The organism is Caballeronia glebae, assembly GCF_001545035.1.
Taxonomy (GTDB): Bacteria; Pseudomonadota; Gammaproteobacteria; order Burkholderiales; family Burkholderiaceae; genus Caballeronia; species Caballeronia glebae.
Genome location: NZ_FCOJ02000070.1, coordinates 17,854 through 35,568, shown reverse-complemented (window position 1 = coordinate 35,568; position 17,715 = coordinate 17,854). Strand labels below are relative to the sequence as shown.

General features: G+C 63.7%; 17 protein-coding genes. 15 read left to right on the top strand and 2 right to left on the bottom strand.

Going from position 1 to position 17,715, the window contains the following annotated elements; all coding sequences use genetic code 11:
• Positions 1-921: hypothetical protein (locus AWB82_RS31585; protein WP_086973232.1), on the top strand; the 921-nt coding region annotated here is incomplete at its 5' end.
• Here the strand turns inward: AWB82_RS31585 and AWB82_RS31580 are convergent.
• Positions 918-2,429: a cryptochrome/photolyase family protein gene (locus tag AWB82_RS31580; protein ID WP_086973230.1), complete on the bottom strand. Its 1,512-nt coding sequence runs from the start codon at positions 2,427-2,429 to the stop codon at positions 918-920. The two genes, AWB82_RS31585 and AWB82_RS31580, sit on opposite strands and share 4 nt — an antisense overlap.
• Before the next feature lie 30 nt (positions 2,430-2,459).
• Here AWB82_RS31580 and AWB82_RS31575 point away from each other — a divergent pair, with 30 nt between their 5' ends.
• Genes AWB82_RS31575 through AWB82_RS31550 form a run of 6 tightly spaced genes read left to right on the top strand, consistent with a single transcriptional unit; the run spans position 2,460 to position 7,138 of the window.
• The gene (locus AWB82_RS31575; RefSeq protein WP_086973229.1) at positions 2,460-3,038 is read left to right on the top strand and encodes a YqgE/AlgH family protein; all 579 of its coding nucleotides are present in this window, start codon (positions 2,460-2,462) and stop codon (positions 3,036-3,038) included.
• Positions 3,035-3,481: a Holliday junction resolvase RuvX gene (gene ruvX, locus AWB82_RS31570; protein WP_086973228.1), complete on the top strand. Its 447-nt coding sequence runs from the start codon at positions 3,035-3,037 to the stop codon at positions 3,479-3,481. The genes AWB82_RS31575 and ruvX overlap by 4 nt, the downstream gene beginning before the upstream one ends.
• Positions 3,468-3,983: a bifunctional pyr operon transcriptional regulator/uracil phosphoribosyltransferase PyrR gene (gene pyrR, locus AWB82_RS31565; protein WP_086973227.1), complete on the top strand. Its 516-nt coding sequence runs from the start codon at positions 3,468-3,470 to the stop codon at positions 3,981-3,983. The genes ruvX and pyrR overlap by 14 nt, the downstream gene beginning before the upstream one ends.
• Before the next feature lie 43 nt (positions 3,984-4,026).
• On the top strand, positions 4,027-5,037 hold the full coding sequence (locus tag AWB82_RS31560; protein ID WP_086973226.1) for an aspartate carbamoyltransferase catalytic subunit: 1,011 nt from the start codon (positions 4,027-4,029) through the stop codon (positions 5,035-5,037).
• 14 nt (positions 5,038-5,051) lie between these two features.
• A complete protein-coding gene (locus AWB82_RS31555) occupies positions 5,052-6,329 on the top strand; it encodes a dihydroorotase (RefSeq protein WP_086973225.1) in 1,278 nt (425 codons plus the stop codon).
• A gap of 2 nt (positions 6,330-6,331) precedes the next feature.
• On the top strand, positions 6,332-7,138 hold the full coding sequence (locus AWB82_RS31550; RefSeq protein WP_086973224.1) for a lysophospholipid acyltransferase family protein: 807 nt from the start codon (positions 6,332-6,334) through the stop codon (positions 7,136-7,138).
• Here AWB82_RS31550 and AWB82_RS31545 read toward each other — a convergent pair.
• Positions 7,107-7,961, bottom strand: coding sequence for a symmetrical bis(5'-nucleosyl)-tetraphosphatase (locus AWB82_RS31545; protein WP_086973223.1), 855 nt, complete (start codon positions 7,959-7,961; stop codon positions 7,107-7,109). The two genes, AWB82_RS31550 and AWB82_RS31545, sit on opposite strands and share 32 nt — an antisense overlap.
• Before the next feature lie 333 nt (positions 7,962-8,294).
• Here AWB82_RS31545 and rfbB point away from each other — a divergent pair, with 333 nt between their 5' ends.
• The 8 genes from rfbB (at position 8,295) to AWB82_RS31505 (ending at position 17,714) form a co-directional block, all read left to right on the top strand.
• Positions 8,295-9,356, top strand: a complete 1,062-nt coding sequence (rfbB, locus tag AWB82_RS31540; protein WP_086973222.1) for a dTDP-glucose 4,6-dehydratase — start codon at positions 8,295-8,297, stop codon at positions 9,354-9,356.
• Positions 9,357-9,366: 10 nt separating this feature from the next.
• Entirely contained in the window at positions 9,367-10,260 is an 894-nt protein-coding gene (gene rfbA / locus AWB82_RS31535; RefSeq protein WP_086973221.1) for a glucose-1-phosphate thymidylyltransferase RfbA, read from the top strand.
• Complete coding sequence (gene rfbC / locus AWB82_RS31530; protein WP_086973220.1) at positions 10,245-10,796, top strand: dTDP-4-dehydrorhamnose 3,5-epimerase; 552 nt, start codon at positions 10,245-10,247, stop codon at positions 10,794-10,796. Before rfbA ends, rfbC begins: the two co-directional genes overlap by 16 nt.
• Positions 10,793-11,683, top strand: coding sequence for a dTDP-4-dehydrorhamnose reductase (gene rfbD / locus AWB82_RS31525; protein WP_086973219.1), 891 nt, complete (start codon positions 10,793-10,795; stop codon positions 11,681-11,683). Before rfbC ends, rfbD begins: the two co-directional genes overlap by 4 nt.
• Positions 11,665-12,579 (top strand): glycosyltransferase family 2 protein, encoded by a 915-nt coding sequence (locus AWB82_RS31520; protein WP_086973218.1) that lies wholly within the window; start codon positions 11,665-11,667, stop codon positions 12,577-12,579. The genes rfbD and AWB82_RS31520 overlap by 19 nt, the downstream gene beginning before the upstream one ends.
• 61 nt (positions 12,580-12,640) lie before the next feature.
• The gene (locus AWB82_RS31515) at positions 12,641-13,423 is read left to right on the top strand and encodes an ABC transporter permease (RefSeq protein ID WP_086973217.1); all 783 of its coding nucleotides are present in this window, start codon (positions 12,641-12,643) and stop codon (positions 13,421-13,423) included.
• A gap of 10 nt (positions 13,424-13,433) precedes the next feature.
• On the top strand, positions 13,434-14,186 hold the full coding sequence (locus AWB82_RS31510; protein WP_086973216.1) for an ABC transporter ATP-binding protein: 753 nt from the start codon (positions 13,434-13,436) through the stop codon (positions 14,184-14,186).
• Between the two features lie 45 nt (positions 14,187-14,231).
• A complete protein-coding gene (locus tag AWB82_RS31505) occupies positions 14,232-17,714 on the top strand; it encodes a glycosyltransferase (RefSeq protein ID WP_143756943.1) in 3,483 nt (1,160 codons plus the stop codon).
• Position 17,715 lies beyond the last annotated feature (1 nt).

The window sequence follows — 17,715 nt, the reverse complement described above, 5'->3', positions numbered from 1 at the left end:
CGGGCGCGCTACGAGGAAATGCTGCTGAAACTCCTGCGCGGACCGGTCGAAGAGGCCGCCGACACCTTCGCGCGCCTCGATGCCTGTCTCGACGAACTGCGCGGTCCCGATCCCTACGATTTCTGGCGGCTGGCGTCGTCGACGGTCCGCTCGCTGCGTGAGCGCGCGCAACGCAACGGCGGCGCGCTGGACTACATCGCCGATGCCAAGCGCCTGTACGCGCGCTTCAACCTCGTGCTGGCGGATCAGGCGCACGCGCTGTCGTACGCGCCGCGCTCGCTCGTGCGCGCGACGCTCGCGCTCCTGTGGCGCGATTTCGCGTTGTATGGCGCGATGCCGGAAGACACCGATCACGTCGACGTGCTGCGCGATTACGGCCTGACGGTTGCGTGGCACGTCGCCGCGACGCCCGAGTCTGAAGCCGCTTGGGAAGAAGGCGCGGCGCAGGCGGGCGAGGAAGCCTCGCGCGATGCCGCGACGCGCGATCTCGGCGTGCTGCGCGTGAACGCGGCCGCTTACGAGGACTTCCTGCAGAGCGCGGAAACGTCGATCGACGCGTTGGTCGAGCGCGGCACGCAGGCGAACGAAACCGGCATGGTCGACGAAGCGGCGGCGCTGTCCGCGGCAAACGCATCGCATCGGCTGGGCGCGGCGGCTTGCGCGCTGGGCCTCGGGCATGTCGCGCTGCTGGCGGATACGCTCGGTCTCGCGTGGCGGCGCGTCGCGCATCACGGTGAAACACACGCCGACGGCGCCGAAGGTGCAACCCGCGGCATCGACGCGACCGTGCCCGAGCGCGCCGCGCAAATGCTGCGTTCGATGCTTCATCAGGCGGCGGCCGGCATCGCGCCTTCGGAGGGCCGAGGGTCGATCGTCGCGCTGACCGCGATGATCGAGAAGCCCGCGCAGTTCACGCGTTAGTCTTCGCTGCCGTCTTCGCGGTCCGGGTCGTCGGGCGGACGCTTTTTCGCGCTCGGCCCGCGCACGACGTCATAACGCATGAGCGTGCTTTTTCTCGCGGCTTCGTGATCGACAATCGGCGGCGGATATTCTACGCCGAGCGAGATCATCGCCGTCCGGAGCGCGTCCGGTTTCGCGAGCCACGGCGCGTGGATATCGCGATCGGATAGCGCCGCGATCTCCGGCACGTAATGACGGATGAACTTACCGGCCGAATCGAATTTCCGCGACTGCGTGACCGGATTGAAGATGCGGAAGTACGGTTGCGCGTCGCAACCGCTCGACGCGGCCCATTGCCACCCGCCGTTGTTGTTCGAGAGTTCGAAGTCGTTCAGAAGCGCTTCGAAGTAGGCCTCGCCGCGTCGCCAGTCGATGCCGAGGTCCTTCGTCAGAAAACTCGCGACGACCATGCGCAGCCGATTGTGCATATACCCCGACGCGTTGATCTGCCGCATCGCCGCATCGACGAGCGGATAACCGGTCTGGCCCGCGCGCCACGCGGCGAAATTCGCGTCGGCGGCATCGCCCGTTTCCCAGCGAATGCGGTCGTATTCCGGCTTGAACGCGCGATGATCTCCAGCCACGCCGACGTGCGGAAAATGGTGCAGCACGGAGAAATAAAACTCCCGCCAGATCAGCTCGCCGAGCCATGTTTGCGCGCCTTGGTCGCCGTGACGCTGCGCATCGTGGGCGCCGCGGACGAGCGCGCGGATCGACATCGTGCCGTGTCGAAGATGAACCCCGAGATAGCTCGGGCCCTTCAGCGCGGGGAAATCGCGCGTGCGGCCGTAATCGGTCATGCGGTCGCGGAAATCGTCGAAGAGTTCGTATGCGCCGCTCGTGCCTGCGGGAAAGGCGGGGCCGTGCGTATCGGGAAAGCCGAGGGCGGCGAGCGACGGAACCGCATGCTGCGCGTGCGACGGCGGCTTCGCGAGCGCGCTCAGATGATCTTCGGATGCAAACGGCTTCAGGGCATCGGGCGTGAGCGTCGCGAGCCATTTGCGTTTGTAGGGCGTGAAGACGGTGTAGGGCGTGCCTGCGCCCGTCATCACATCGTCATGATCGAAAACGGCCTGATCCTTGAACGTGAAGAACACGATGTTTTGACTCGCGAGCTTTTGCGCGACGGCCTCGTCGCGTGCCTTCGCGCTCGGCTCGTAATCGCGATTGGCGAACACGGCGCTCACGCCGCATTCGCGTGCGAGCGAAGCAATATCGTGCACGGGATGCCCGTGCCGCACGATCAGCGCGCCGCCGGCCTCGCGCAGCGTGCGATCCAGCTCCACGACGCTCGCGTGGATGAACGGCACGCGCCGGTCCTTTTTATCGAGCGGCGCGAGAATATCGCGATCGAAAACGAAGGCGCACAGCACGCGACGGCACCTTGTAAGCGCGTGATAGAGTGCAGCATTATCTGCCACGCGCAGATCGCGCCGAAACCAGACCAGACCCACATCAAACTCGGCCATCTCGCAGCGCCTTTGTTAAAATTCTGAATTATGTCCAAGACTTCCGATCGCATCAATTTGACGAATCAGTTCCTGATCGCCATGCCCAACATGGCCGATCCGACGTTTTCAGGAACGGTGGTCTACCTTTGCGATCACACCGAAAAGGGCGCGCTCGGTCTCGTCATCAACCGGCCGACCGACATCGATCTCCAGTCGCTCTTCAACCGCATCGATCTCAAGCTCGAAATCGAGCCGCTCGTCCATTTGCCCGTGTATTTCGGCGGTCCGGTGCAGACCGAGCGCGGCTTCGTGCTGCACGAAGCGGGCGAGGGCGAACCCTATAGTTCGTCGATGAGCGTGCCGGGCGGACTCGCCATGACCACGTCGAAGGACGTGCTCGAAGCGGTCGCGAGCGGCAAGGGCCCGGAGCGCTTCCTGCTCACGCTCGGTCATGCCGGCTGGGGCGCGGGCCAGCTCGAAGAGGAACTCTCGAAGAACGGCTGGCTAAACGTCGAAGCCGATCCGCGCATTATCTTCGACGTGCCCGCCGAAGACCGCCTCGAAGCGGCGCTCTCGCTGCTCGGCGTGTCGCGCTCGATGTTGTCCGGCGAAGCAGGGCACGCATGAGCCGCGAAGCCACGCTGCTGGCATTCGATTACGGCGAGAAACGCATTGGTGTCGCCGTTGGCAATACGCTCACCCGCAACGCCCGCGCACTTGTCACGCTGGACAACCGCAATCGCGAATATCGCTTCGTCGAAGTGGGCAAGCTGCTCGACGAATGGAAACCCGACACCGTCGTCGTCGGCATGCCGATGCATCCCGACGGCACGCCGCATGAAATGACAGCCCTCGCGAAGCGCTTCGGCAATCAGCTGAACGGGCGTTTCAATGTGCCGGTGCAATGGGTGGACGAACGCTACTCGTCGGTCGACGCCAAAGCCGAGTTGCGCGAGCGCGGCGTGCGCACCAATGCGCGCGGCCGCTTCGACGAAATCGACGCCGAAGCCGCGCGCGTCATTCTTCAACAGTATCTCGACGGACTTGCCGACGATCATGAGTTCCATTGACGCCGAGGCGCTGTATCGCGCGCTCGTCGACCAGATTCGCGCCGCCTATGGACAATCGCTCGCCGCGCCCGACGGCGCCGTGCTCGCGGGTATCTACAGCGGCGGCGTGTGGCTCGCCGAGCGGCTCGCGAAGGATCTGAACGCGCCGCGCTTCGGCGTGGTGAACGTGGCGCTGCATCGCGACGACTACGCGAAAAAAGGCCTGCACAGCCAGGCGAGCCCGACCTCGCTACCCTTCGATGTGAACGGCCGTCGCATCATCCTGATCGACGACGTGCTCTCCACGGGACGCACCGTGCGCGCGGCCATCAACGAGCTGTACGACTACGGCCGCCCGGCGTCGATCGATCTCGCGGTGCTCGCCGATCGCGGCGGGCGCGAAATGCCGATCGGCGCGCGTTTCACCGGCGCGACGCTCGACGTGCCCGCGAACCAGAATCTCGTGCTCGCGCGCCGCGCAGACGGCGCATTCGACTTCAAGTCGGAAGTGCGCGCGGGCTGACGCATTCGCATCGGCATCTTTCAGAGAAACATCCGGGATCAACATGAATACCGCCACCGAAGGCGCCGCCGCGCCCGACACCTTTCGCTACGGCTTTCTCAAGGGCAATCCGCAACTCACGAAGAACGGCGAGTTGAAGCACCTGTTGAGCATCGAAGGATTGCCGCGCTCGATCGTCACGCACATTCTCGATACCGCCGAGCAGTTCGTGAGCGTGACCGACCGCGAAGTGAAGAAGGTGCCGCTTTTGCGCGGCAAGTCGGTGTTCAATCTCTTCTTCGAGAACTCGACGCGCACGCGCACCACGTTTGAGATCGCGGCGAAGCGCCTTTCGGCCGACGTGCTGAATCTGAACATCAACGCCTCGTCGACGAGCAAGGGCGAATCTCTGCTCGACACGATCAACAATCTCTCCGCGATGCACGCCGACATGTTCGTCGTGCGTCACGCGTCGAGCGGCGCGCCGTATCTGATCGCCGAGCATTGCGCGCCGCACGTGCACGTGATCAATGCGGGCGATGGCCGTCACGCGCATCCGACGCAGGGCCTGCTCGACATGTACACGATCCGCCATTACAAGCGCGACTTCACGAAGCTGCGCGTGGCGATCGTCGGCGACATTCTGCATTCGCGCGTCGCGCGCTCGGACATTCACGCGTTGACCACGCTTGGCGTGCCCGAAGTGCGGGCGATCGGACCGCGCACGCTGTTGCCGAGCAATCTCGACCAGATGGGCGTCCACGTCTATCACAATCTCGACGAGGGCTTGAAGGGCGTCGACGTGATCATCATGCTGCGCTTGCAGAACGAGCGCATGAGCGGCGCGCTGCTGCCTTCGGCGCAGGAGTATTTCAAGAGCTGGGGCCTCACGCCCGAGCGTCTCGCGCTCGCCGCGCCCGATGCGATCGTCATGCATCCGGGCCCGATGAATCGCGGCGTGGAAATCGACTCGCAAGTGGCCGACGGCCCGCAGTCGGTGATCCTGAATCAGGTGACTTTCGGCATCGCCGTGCGCATGGCGGTGATGGGCATCGTGGCCGGCAACACAGACTGACTGACGAAGACGACATGAAGATCCAGATTCAGAACGGCACGATCATCGACCCGGCGGCCGGCACGGAAGAGCGCAAGGACGTGTTCATCGCGGCGGGCAGGATCGTCGGTTTGGGCGAGGCGCCCGCCGATTTCAACGCGGCGAAGATCATCGACGCTTCCGGGTTTTACGTCGCGCCGGGTTTCGTCGATTTGTCGGCGCGTTTGCGCGAGCCGGGCTTCGAGCACAAGGCGACGCTCGAATCCGAAATGGCCGCCGCGATGGCCGGCGGCGTGACGAGCCTCGTGTGCCCGCCCGACACCGATCCGACGCTCGACGAACCCGGCCTCGTCGAAATGCTCAAGTTCCGCGCGCAGAAGCTGCATCTGGCGCATGTGTATCCGCTCGGCGCGCTGACCATGGGGCTCAAGGGCGAAGCCATTACCGAGATGGTCGAGCTGACCGAGGCCGGTTGCGTCGGCTTTTCCCAGGCGGATAACCCGATCGTCGATACGCGCACGCTGCAGCGCGCGCTGCAATACGCGACCACTTACGGCTACACCGTGTGGCTGCGTCCGCAAGACGCGTACATGTCGAAGGGCGGCGTGGCGGCGAGCGGCGCGGTGGCGTCGCGGCTCGGGCTTTCGGGCGTGCCGGTTGCGGCGGAAACCATCGCGCTGCACACCATCTTCGAACTGATTCGAGTGACGGGCGCGCGCGCGCATCTGTCGCATCTGTCGTCGGCGGCGGGCGTCGAGCTCGTGCGCGCAGCGAAGGCGGAAGGACTTGCCGTCTCGTGCGACGTGACGATCAATCACGTGCATCTGACGGACATCGACATCGGCTATTTCGATTCGCAATTCCGGCTCGATCCGCCGCTGCGCTCGCAGCGCGACCGCGATGCGATCCGCGCCGGTCTCGCCGACGGCACCATCGATGCGATCTGCTCCGATCACACGCCGCTCGACGACGACGAAAAGCTCTTGCCGTTCGCCGAAGCGACGCCCGGCGCGACCGGCCTCGAACTGCTGCTGTCGCTGACGGTGAAGTGGGCGCGTGAAGCGAAAGTGCCGCTCGCGAAGGCGCTCTCGCGCATTACGTCCGCGCCCGCCGATGTGCTTAAGTTGCCCGCCGGCCGTATCGCGACGGGCGCGCTCGCCGATCTGTGCGTGTTCGATGCGGCGAGCGACTGGCGCATCGATCCGCTGAAGCTGAAGAGCCAGGGCCGCAACACGCCGTTCCTCGGCTACGAACTGCCGGCGCGCGTGCGTGCGACGATCGTCGGCGGTCATGTCGCCTACGAGAGCCGCTGATCATGCGCTTTGCACTGCGCAAGCTGCGGCTCGCCATCCATCTGTTGTACGGCATGTGGGTTGTCGCGACGCGCTTTCCGCGCGCGTCGGCCGCCGAGCGCGCCGAGCTGAACCGCGTGTGGTCGCTCGAAATGCTGCGGCTGTCGGGCATGAGGCTCGTCGTGCACAACGACGAAGCGCGGCTCGACAGCGGCGTGCTCGTCGTCGGCAATCATGTTTCGTGGATCGATATCTACGTGATCAACGCGTGGCGTCCAACGCCGTTCGTGTCGAAGGCGGAGATTCGCAAGTGGCCGGTGGTCGGCTGGCTCGCGCATCAATTGGACACCGTGTTCGTGCAGCGCGAGAAACGCAGCGACGCGAAGCGCATCATGCATGAATTGGCGAATCGGCTGCTCGCCGGTGAAATGATGTGCGTGTTTCCCGAGAGTACGACCACGGATGGCCAGTCGCTGCTGCCGTTTCACGCGAACATGTTTCAGGCGGCGGTGTCGGCGTCGTGCCCGGTGCAGCCGATCTGCCTGATGTACGAAGATGCGCACGGCAGGCAATCGACCGCGCCCGCTTATATCGGCGATATGTCGCTCAACGATTCGCTCGATGCGCTGTTGCGCGCGGGGGAGATCACCGCGCATCTGTATGTGTGCGATCCGCTCGCGCCGGGTGCGGACCGAAGGCTGCTTGCTAGCGAGGCGCAGGCTTCCGTGGATGCGGCGCTTCAGCGCATGCGCGGGGCGCCGGTGGTTGTGAGCGGGGCGCTCATCGTCGAACCGGGCGTCACTTCTTCATCGAGCAACTCACCTGCGTAACCACGCGCTGCGCGGGATCGGCCGTCATGCGCACCGCCGACAGCTTGTTGCCCCACACGCAGCCCGAATCGAGGCACAGCACGTCGTCGCGGATCATGAGGCCGAGCGCGGCCCAGTGACCGAACACAATGGTCACGTCCTGCGTGCGGCGGTTCGGCACATCGAACCAGGGCATATATCCGGGCGGCGCGGCGTCGGGGCCGCCGTTGTTGGCGAACTCCATCGCGCCCTCGGGCGTGCAGAAACGGATGCGCGATAACGCGTTGTAGATCACGCGCAGGCGATCCGCACCCTTGAGCGAGTCGTCCCAGCGATGCGGCTCGTTGCCGTAGAGCGTCGCGAGCGTCTCCTTCCAGTTCGGGGCGCGCAGCGCTTGCTCCAGTTCGTGCGCGAGCTCCATCGTCATCGTCGCGTCCCATTGCGGCAGCACGCCCGCGTGAACCATCAGCACGTTGTTCTCGAAGTGCGCAACCGGCTTGTGACGCACCCACTCGATGAGATCGGCTGCGTCGGGCGCTTCGAGGATTTCATCGAGCGTGTCGCCTTTTTTCGGCTTGCGCAGCCCGGCGGCGACGGACAGCAGGTTCAGATCGTGATTGCCGAGCACGACGGTCGCGCGCGAGCCGAGCGCGATGATCTCGCGCAGCGTCTCCAATGATTTCGGGCCCCGGTTGATGAGATCACCCGCGAACCAGAGCGGCGCACCGGGTTCGCGGGCAGCTTTCCTGAGCAGACGCTGGAAGGGGTCGTAGCAGCCCTGGAGATCGCCGAAGACGAGCGGGGCGAGGGTGGCGTCGATGGTGGCGCTCGGGGCGTCGGTCATTGAAAGGCTTGTTCTCAGGCTTCGAAGAAGAAAATTTTGGCTGAGCGAATATTATGAAACAGCAACGGAATACTGTCTGGCCTTGCCGCTAACGGTGTTACGCCTTGCAACGGCGTGCAACCATGAACGTCAGCTGTATCAAGTTGTTATACGCGTAGTTTTTGTACGGCGTGGCTCTATAATCCACGGTTGACCTGACTGGGGCGGGGTCAAACGAAATCGGTCACAGACTCCGATTCGTCATGGAAATCCCGCCGTAGTTGCAAATTTTTCTCATACTCGAGCTTTCATTCTGCTTAGTAAGTCAACTGAAGGCGATAAAGAGGGCCACGTATGATTTTCGTGACGGGCGGCGCCGGTTTTATCGGCGCCAATTTTGTTCTGGATTGGCTCAAGGGTTCAGATGAACCCGTGTTGAACGTCGACAAGCTCACGTACGCGGGCAATCTGGGCACACTCAAGTCGCTCAAGGACGACGCCCGCCACGTTTTCGCGCGTGCCGACATCTGCGATCGCGCGGCCATCGACGCGCTGCTCGACCGGCACAAGCCACGCGCTATTCTGCACTTCGCAGCCGAAAGCCACGTCGACCGCTCGATTCACGGCCCGGCGGATTTTGTTCAGACGAACGTCGTCGGCACTTTTACGCTGCTCGAAGCCGCGCGGACGCACTGGAGCAAGCTGCCTGAAGACGAGAAGCAGGCATTCCGTTTCCTGCACGTGTCGACCGACGAAGTGTACGGATCGCTATCCGCCACCGATCCGCAATTCTCCGAAACCACGCCCTACGCACCGAACAGCCCGTACTCCGCGACCAAGGCTGGCTCCGATCACCTCGTGCGCGCGTACCACCATACGTACGGCCTGCCGGTTCTGACGACCAATTGCTCGAACAACTATGGCCCGTACCAGTTTCCGGAGAAGCTCATCCCGCTGATGATCGCCAACGCGCTCGGCGGCAAGCCGCTGCCGATCTACGGCGACGGCCAGAACGTGCGCGACTGGCTGTACGTCGGCGATCACTGTGCCGCGATCCGCCAAGTGCTCGCGCGCGGCGTCCCCGGCGAGACCTACAACGTCGGCGGCTGGAACGAGAGGAAGAACCTCGAAGTCGTGCACACGCTGTGCGATCTGCTCGACCAGGCGAAGCCGAAGTCGAGCGGTTCCTATCGCAATCAGGTCACTTACGTGAAGGACCGGCCGGGCCACGACCGCCGCTATGCCATCGACGCGCGCAAGCTCGAGCGCGAACTCAGCTGGAAGCCGGCGGAAACGTTCGAGACGGGTCTCGCGAAGACGGTTCAGTGGTATCTGGACAATCAGGCGTGGGCCGACGAAGTGGCTTCCGGCGACTATCGGAAATGGGTCGGGACGAACTACGCGCAGCGCGCGTAAGGGGTTGAGCATGGCGCGCAAAGGCATCATTCTGGCCGGCGGTTCCGGCACGCGGCTTTATCCGATCACGCATGCAGTGTCGAAGCAACTGCTGCCTGTGTATGACAAGCCGATGATCTACTACCCGCTCTCGACGTTGATGATCGCAGGCATTCGTGATGTGCTCATCATCTCGACGCCGCAGGACACGCCGCGCTTCGAGACGATGCTCGGCGACGGCAACCAGTGGGGCATGAATATTCAGTACGCGGTGCAGCCGTCGCCGGATGGGCTCGCGCAGGCGTTCATCATCGGGCGGGAGTTCGTCGGGAACGATCCGTCGGCGCTGATTCTTGGCGACAACATTTTCTACGGGCACGATCTCGCGAAGCAACTGGACGCGGCCAATTCCCGTATCGACGGCGCCACCGTGTTCGCGTATCACGTAAATGATCCGGAACGTTACGGCGTTGTCGAGTTCGACCAGCAGTTCAGAGCGCTGTCGATCGAAGAGAAGCCCGTGAAGCCGCGTTCGAACTACGCGGTGACGGGCCTCTACTTTTACGACAACCAGGTGTGCGACATCGCCGCGGACATCAAGCCGTCCGCGCGCGGCGAGCTCGAAATCACCGAGGTCAATTCGCGCTATCTCGCTCAGGAGCAGCTCGACGTGGAAATCATGGGGCGCGGCTATGCGTGGCTCGACACGGGCACGCACGATTCTCTGATCGATGCAGCCACGTTCATCGCGACATTGCAGAAGCGCCAGGGGTTGGTGGTGGCATGTCCCGAGGAGATCGCGTATCGCAAGAAGTGGATCGGCGATGAGGAACTGCTCGAGCTGGCGAAGCCGCTCTCCAAGAACGCCTACGGTCAATATCTGCTCAATCTTCCGAAGGACCAAGTCGCATGGCCATTCAAGTAACTGCAACGGCGCTGCCCGAAGTCAAGATCATCGAGCCGAAGGTGTTCGGTGATGCGCGCGGGTTTTTCTATGAGAGCTTCAATGCTCGCGAGTTTGCCGAGCAAGTCGAGAGCGGCGTGGAATTCGTGCAGGACAATCATTCGCGCTCCGCGAAGGGTGTGCTGCGCGGGCTGCATTATCAGATCCAGCACGCGCAGGGCAAGCTCGTGCGCGTGGTCGAAGGCGAAGTGTTCGATGTTGCCGTCGACATCCGCAAGCGCTCGCCGAACTTCGGCAAGTGGGTGGGCGTGAATCTGTCAGCGGAGAATCATCGGCAATTGTGGGTGCCGCCGGGATTCGCGCACGGCTTCGTCGTGCTGTCGGATGCGGCGCAGTTCCTCTACAAGACGACGGACTACTGGTTTCCCGAGTTCGAGCGCAGCCTCGTCTGGAATGACAAGGACATCGGCATTGAATGGCCGATCGATTTCGAGCCTTTGCTCGCGGCGAAGGATGCAGCGGGGAAGCGGCTGTCGGCAGCCGAGGTGTTCGCATGAGCGCAGCGGCGGAACGAACCATTCTCCTGACCGGGGTGAATGGCCAGGTCGGTTTCGAACTGGCGCGCACGCTGCAGGGTTTGGGCCGCATCGTTGCGATCGGTCGCAGTGGACTCGATCTCGGTGATCTCGATCAGATTCGACGCGTCGTGCGTGAGGTCAAACCGTCGTTGATCGTGAATCCCGCGGCCTATACAGCAGTCGACAAGGCTGAAAGCGATGTCGATGCCGCCATGCGCGCCAACGGCGAGGCGCCGGGCGTGCTCGCCGAAGAAGCGAAGCGCCTCGGTGCGGCGCTGGTTCACTTTTCGACCGACTATGTTTTCGACGGTACGAAAGAAGGCGCGTATGTCGAGGACGACGCGATGAATCCGCAAAACGTGTACGGCAAGAGTAAGCTGGCGGGCGAGCAGGCGATCGGCGCAGCGGGTTGCGATCACATAATCCTGCGCACGAGTTGGGTGTACGGCACGCGCGGCACGAATTTTCTGCTGACGATGCTCAGGCTCGGCGAGGAGCGTGACGAACTAAGCGTGGTCGCGGATCAAACCGGTGCGCCGACGTGGGCCACGACCATCGCGGCGCTGACCTCGCATATCGTGGCGCAAGGCGTAGGCGCCGATGCGGACTGGTGGAAGGAGAAATCCGGCGTCTATCACCTTACCGCGTCCGGTTCGACGTCTTGGCACGGCTTTGCCGAGGCAATCTTCGAGAACGCGTCGGTCGCGCAGAAACCGGTCGTAAAACGGATTCCGGCATCGGCTTATCCGATGCCAGCGAAACGGCCTACGAATTCCCGCATGTCGAATGACAAGCTCGCGGCGGCGTTCGGCCTGCGCGCCCCCCACTGGAAGGATTCGCTGCAACTGTGCATGTCGCCGCGTTGAACTCGTCCCCAAGAGCTTTCCGTGCCGGCGCGGTCGTCGTGTTCTACGAGCCGGACGCCGCGTGTATCGAGCGCGCGAACCGGCTGACCGAGACGCTGCATTGCGTGGTGGTCGACAACACGCCGGGCAGCGTGAGCGACGCTCGCCCCCCGCTGCGCGACGACGTGGAGTATCTTCCGAACGGCGCCAACCTCGGTATCGCCACTGCGCTGAATCTCGGCGTCGCGGCGCTGAGGCGCGCCGGTTTCGACGCTGCCATTCTGCTCGATCAGGACAGCGAGCCTTCGCCGGAGCTGCTGCTCGCACTGCCGCGCGCGCTGTGGGCCCAGCCTCCATCGCGGCGCGTCGCACTCGTCGGCCCGGCCTACGAAGACTTGCGACTCGGTGGCGTGGCGCCCTTCGTGCGCTTCGGCTACCTGGCGCTGAAACGCGTCGCGCCGGTGGGCGAGGAGGCGGTGGAGGTTGATTTCCTGATTACGTCGGGTTCGTGTGTCGACCTGAATTGTTGGGAAGCCATCGGTCCCATGGACGACGCGCTCTTCATCGATTTTGTCGATCTCGAATGGTGCGTGCGCGCGCGTTCCCGCGGCTTCTCGCTGCTCGGGCTGCCGGCGCTGCGGCTTGCGCATCAGCTCGGCGGCGAGCCGGTCCGGTTCCTCGGACGTACCTATCCCGGGCACAGCGCGCTGCGGCATTACTACCTGTTTCGTAACGCCGTCGCGCTCATGCGGCGCCGCTACGTTCCGTTCAGCTGGAAGTCGACGGAAATGGTCAAGATGCCGATTCGTCTGCTCATCTACGGAGCGTTCATGACTCCGCGACGCGCTCACCTGTACATGGCGTTTCTTGGCATCGTGCATGGGCTGAAGGGGCGTCTCGGTCCATTGCGGCGATAATATCGATTTTCGCCAGTACACTTTCCATCTCATCCCTGTTACACGATTTCGACCTGTAATTATGATCAGTCATGCGCTTGGCGACTTTGCCAAAAGTATTACCTCGTGGCGTTTATGGATGCTGCTCGGCTGGCTGGAGATCCGCCAGCGTTACGCGCGTTCCCGCGTCGGCCCGTTCTGGCTGACGATCAGCATGGGCGTGGTCATCGGCGCAATCGGCGTCGTCTACGGCACGCTCTTCGGGCAAACGATGCGCGATTACCTGCCGTTTCTGGCTGTCAGTCTCGTGATGTGGAATTTCTTCGCGCAAACGGTGCAGGAAGGCAGCGTCGCCTACATCAACAGCGCGACCTACATCCGTCAGGCCGCGACGTCCAAGATGATTTTCATCCTGATGGTCGTGTGGCGAAACCTGATCGTGCTCGCGCACAACTTCCTGATCGTGCTGCTGCTGTTCTTTGTGTTCGGCGTAAGCAACTGGGCGACGCTGTGGCTGTTCATCCCGGCGATGGTCATCTACATTCTCAACGCTTTCTGGCTCGCCATGCTCGCGGGACTGCTGTCCGCGCGTTTCCGCGACCTTCCGCAAATCATCACCGCACTGTTGCAGATCGCTTTCTATGTGACGCCGATCATGTACCGGCCGAATGCGCTGAACCGCTACGAGTTCATCGTCGAGTTCAATCCGCTCGCCTATCTCGTCGAGCTCGTGCGTGGACCGTTGACCGGCTCCGTGCCGAGCCTCTTGACCTGGGGCGTGACGGCGGGCATGGCGGTGCTCGGGCTGATCTTCGCGCTGACGCTGACCGGCCGCTATCTGAAGCGAATTCCATATTGGGTCTGATCACGAACTCATGGCTTATATCAAACTAAAGAACGCAACGCTCGATCTTCCGATCTACGACATCTCCGGACGGTCGCTGAAGAAAAAAGTGATGCGCATGGGGCGCCGCAACGAGATCGCGGAAGGCAACGACGGCGTGGTCGTTGTGCGTGCGATCGACAACATAGACGTGCATCTGGAGAGCGGCGATCGCGTCGGCCTGATCGGACACAACGGCGCGGGCAAGTCCACGCTGTTACGCATGATGGCAGGAATCTACGCGCCCACCGCTGGCAGCATCGAGCGCGAAGGCAAGGTCGTTCCGCTGCTCGACATCAGCTTGGGCATGGACGACAACTCCAGCGGCCTGCAAAACATCCGTCTGCGCGGCCTGCTGCTCGGCATGACCGACGACGAGATCAAGGCCAAGCAACAGGAGATCGCCGATTTCTGCGAACTGGGCGACTACCTGGACTTGCCGATCCGCACCTACTCGAGCGGCATGCGCGTGCGTCTCGCATTCGCCGTATCGACCGCGGTCGATGCGGAAATACTGCTGCTCGACGAAGTGATGGGCGTGGGCGATGCCTCGTTCATGCACAAGGCGCAGGAACGTCTCGCCGACCTACACAGCCGCTCCGAGATCGTTGTGCTGGCGATGCACTCGAACCCCGAAATCCGGCGCGTGTGCAACAAGGTGTTGTGGATGGATCACGGCCGCGTGCGGGCCTTCGGACCGACTGAAGAGGTCGTTTCCGCTTATGAGGCGCATTTCGGCGTCTGAGCGTCGCTGCCGGGCTTCCGTTTCCAAATCCTACAGACGATGACGATGACGATGACATCGCACGACTCTCTCCCCACCGATCTGACGCCGGCGCCGGTCGAACAGGTATTCGCGCCGGCCTCCTTCTGGTGGCCCGAGCACATCGTGCCGTCGCCCTGGCTCGAGCATGCGCCGTTCGCCTTCTGGCTTGTCGACGCGCTGCGCCCGTCTTCGATTGTGGAAGCGGACGCGACGGACGGCTTCCTCTTTTCGACGACGTGTCAGGCGGTGACGCAACTTGCGCTCGATACACAATGTGTCGCGTTCACAGCCGAAAACGCGCACGCGAGCGCTGCGACAGCCGATTTCGAAGCCGGCCAGGCGCGCCGTTTCGCGGCGTTCTCGCGCATCGTCCGGGCGTCCGGCGCGCAAGCCGCTTTCGAAAAGATTCCCGATGCGTCAATCGACGTGCTGATTGCGCTGGCCGAGCCGGGCGGGAGCGCTCCGCTGGACCCGTGGTTGCCGAAGCTGTCGGCACGCGCAGTCGTGCTCGTGCGCGCCGATGCGGTGTCGTCGGCGCGCTATCCGTCGCTGGTGTTTCCTCATGCCGGCGGGCTGGGCGTGGTCGTCGCGGGTCCGCAGTCGCCGCTGCGCGCGCTCACCGACCTGCCGGAGGCATCGCTGCGGGACGTGCGCATGCGCTACGCGCGCCTGGGCGCCGCGATCACGGCGAGCGAGTCGCTCATGGCCGCGCGCAAGGCGCTCGAGACGCAGAGCGTGGCGCTGAACGTCGAGCGTGAGCGCGCCGAGGCCTTGGGAGAAAGCCTGCGCGCGGCCGAATCGCGCGTGCAGGAGCATGAGGCGCAGTTCGATCTGCTGCTCGGCGCCGACGACTGGCAGCGCAGCCTGATCGACGAGGCCAACCAGCGTGCCGATCACGCGGAAAAGGAACTCGCCGATCTGAGAGCGTCGACCTCATGGCGTGTCACGACGCCGCTTCGCCACGCGGCGGGCAGAACCGTCGGGCTGCAACGCCTTGTAGCGCGCGCGCGTCAGTTGTCCGCCGTCGTGCGAACATCGGTGCGTGCCGACGGCGCCGTCGTCACCGCGCGCAAGGCCGTTTTCGCGGTGCGCCATCGCGGTTTGCGGGGACTCGTGCATGGCGGCCTCGCGCCGGCGCGCACGCCGAAACTCGTGCTGCCGCGTGCCGTGCCCGCGCTCGATCAACTCGCATTGCGCGTGCTCATCGTGGCGGAAACGAGCATCCGGCAATGCATGAAGTATCGGGTTACGCAGAAGGCGCAGATGTTCGCGGAGCTCGGCATCGATTGCACGGTCCTGTCGTGGAAAGAGCGCGCGCAGGTCCGCCGCGCGCTGCCGACGCATTCCGTGGCGATCTTCTACCGCGTGCCTGGATTTCCTGAAACCCTCGATGTGATCGAGGAGGCGAAGGCGCTCGGCATCGTCACGTTGTGGGAAGTCGACGACCTCATCTTCGACAAGTCGAAGTACTCGCTCAACACCAATCTCGACGAGCTGTCGCAGAAGCTGCAGCGTGAGCTGCTCGCCGGTGTCGATCTCTACCGCGCCGCGCTGCTGGCGTGCGACCGTGCCATTGCATCAACGAGCGGTCTCGCCGACGCGATGCGCGATATCGGCGTGAAGCATGTCGACGTCGTCGAGAACGCGCTCGACCGGGAAACCATGCGGGTCGCCGCAGGCCTGAATCTGCAGGCGAAGCAGCGCGAACGCGCGACGGTGCGCATCGTCTATGGCTCCGGCACGAAGACGCACGACAGCGACTTCCGCGTCGCCGCGCCGGCCATAAAGCGTGTACTGCGCGCCCGACCGCACGTGCGTCTGCGTGTGATCGGCGAGTTGAACCTGCCGGCGGATTTCGCCGAAGTCGCCTCGCAGATCGAGCGTCAGCCCGGGTCGAACTACCCGACTTATCTGGGCCGCCTCGCCGAATGCGACATCAGCATCGCGCCGCTGGAAGAAAGCGTGTTCAACGACGCGAAGTCGAACATCAAGTATCTTGAAGCGTCAGTGTTGCGCCTTCCTTCGGTGTGCTCACCGGCCGCAGCGTTTCGCAGCGCGATCGTCTCGGGCGCCTCGGCGCTCCTCGCCGCGACCGACGCCGACTGGGAACACATGCTCCTGCAACTCGTCGACGATGCGGGACTTCGCGCGGACATGGCGGCGCGCGCGTACCGGTCGGTGATGCGCGACTACTCGCCTCACGCGATCGGCACGCGCCAGCTCGCCGCCGTCGTGGCGCCGTTCAGGCGCGAGCGCAGCGGCCTGCGCGTGCTTGGCGTCAACATCTACTACGAGCCGCGCAGCTTTGGCGGCGCGACCATCATCGCCGAGGAAATGGCGCGCCGCATGAGCGTTGCCGGCGAGAGCGACTATTTCATGTTCACGTCGCTGCCGGTCAGCGAAGTCGAGCCGTACCATCTGGTGCGCTACGAATCCTCGACAGGCGGCGTGTTCGCGCTCGGCCTGCCGGGAGAGCGCGATCCGGCGTTCGAGTTCGAGAATCCTCACGTCATCGGACCGTTCACGGACGTGCTTCGGGCGTTGCGCCCGGACGTCGTGCATCTGCATAGCCTGCAAGGTATCGGCGCGCAGATCGCCGAGATCTGCGAGCAGGAGGGCATTCCGTTCGTCGTGACGCTGCACGACGCGTGGTGGATTTGCGGCCGTCAGTTCATGGTGACGGGCGAGCATCGCTATTGCCATCAGCGCAAGATCGACCTGAACGTCTGCGCGAGCTGCGTAAGTAATCCGACGCTCAACTCATACCGCCAATTCCGGCTGCACGAAATTCTCGCGTCGGCCGACAGGCTGCTTGCGCCCAGCGCGTTCTTCCGCGATCTCTACATCGAAAACGGCTTCGATGCCGCGAAGGTCGTCGTCAACAAGAACGGCATCCGCCCGCCAGCGCCGCGCTTGCCGCGCGCCGCGCTACGCGAGCGGCCGCTGCGTTTCGGTTATGTCAGCGGCGAAACGCCGATCAAGGGTTCGCATCTCATCCGCAAGGCGCTCAATAGCCTGCCATTCGACAACTATGAGTTGCGCGTCGTCGACAACGGCCTGAACCTCGGCTTGCGCACCATCGACGCGGGCGTGTGGTCCGTACCGGGACGTCTCGAAGTCGTGCCGGCGTACACGCAGCAGACCATCGACACGTTCTTCCAGGAGATCGACGTGCTGCTGTTCCCGACGCAATGGAAAGAAAGCTTCGGACTTTCCGTGCGCGAGGCGCTGATTCGCGATGTATGGGTCGTCGCCACCGATGCGGGCGGCGTGATCGAAGATATCGTGGACGGTGAAAACGGCGACGTGATTCCGCTCGACGACGACGGCACGCAACTCGCCGTGGCGATCGGCCGGCTGCTCGCCGATCCGCAGAAGCTCGACGGGTACCGGAACCCGTACGCATCCACAATCCGTGTGTTCGACGATCAGGCGCGCGAGCTGCACGCGCTGCTCGAAGACGTCGTCAGGAAGCGCGCGACCACCGCGATCGAAGCTGCGCGTTGAG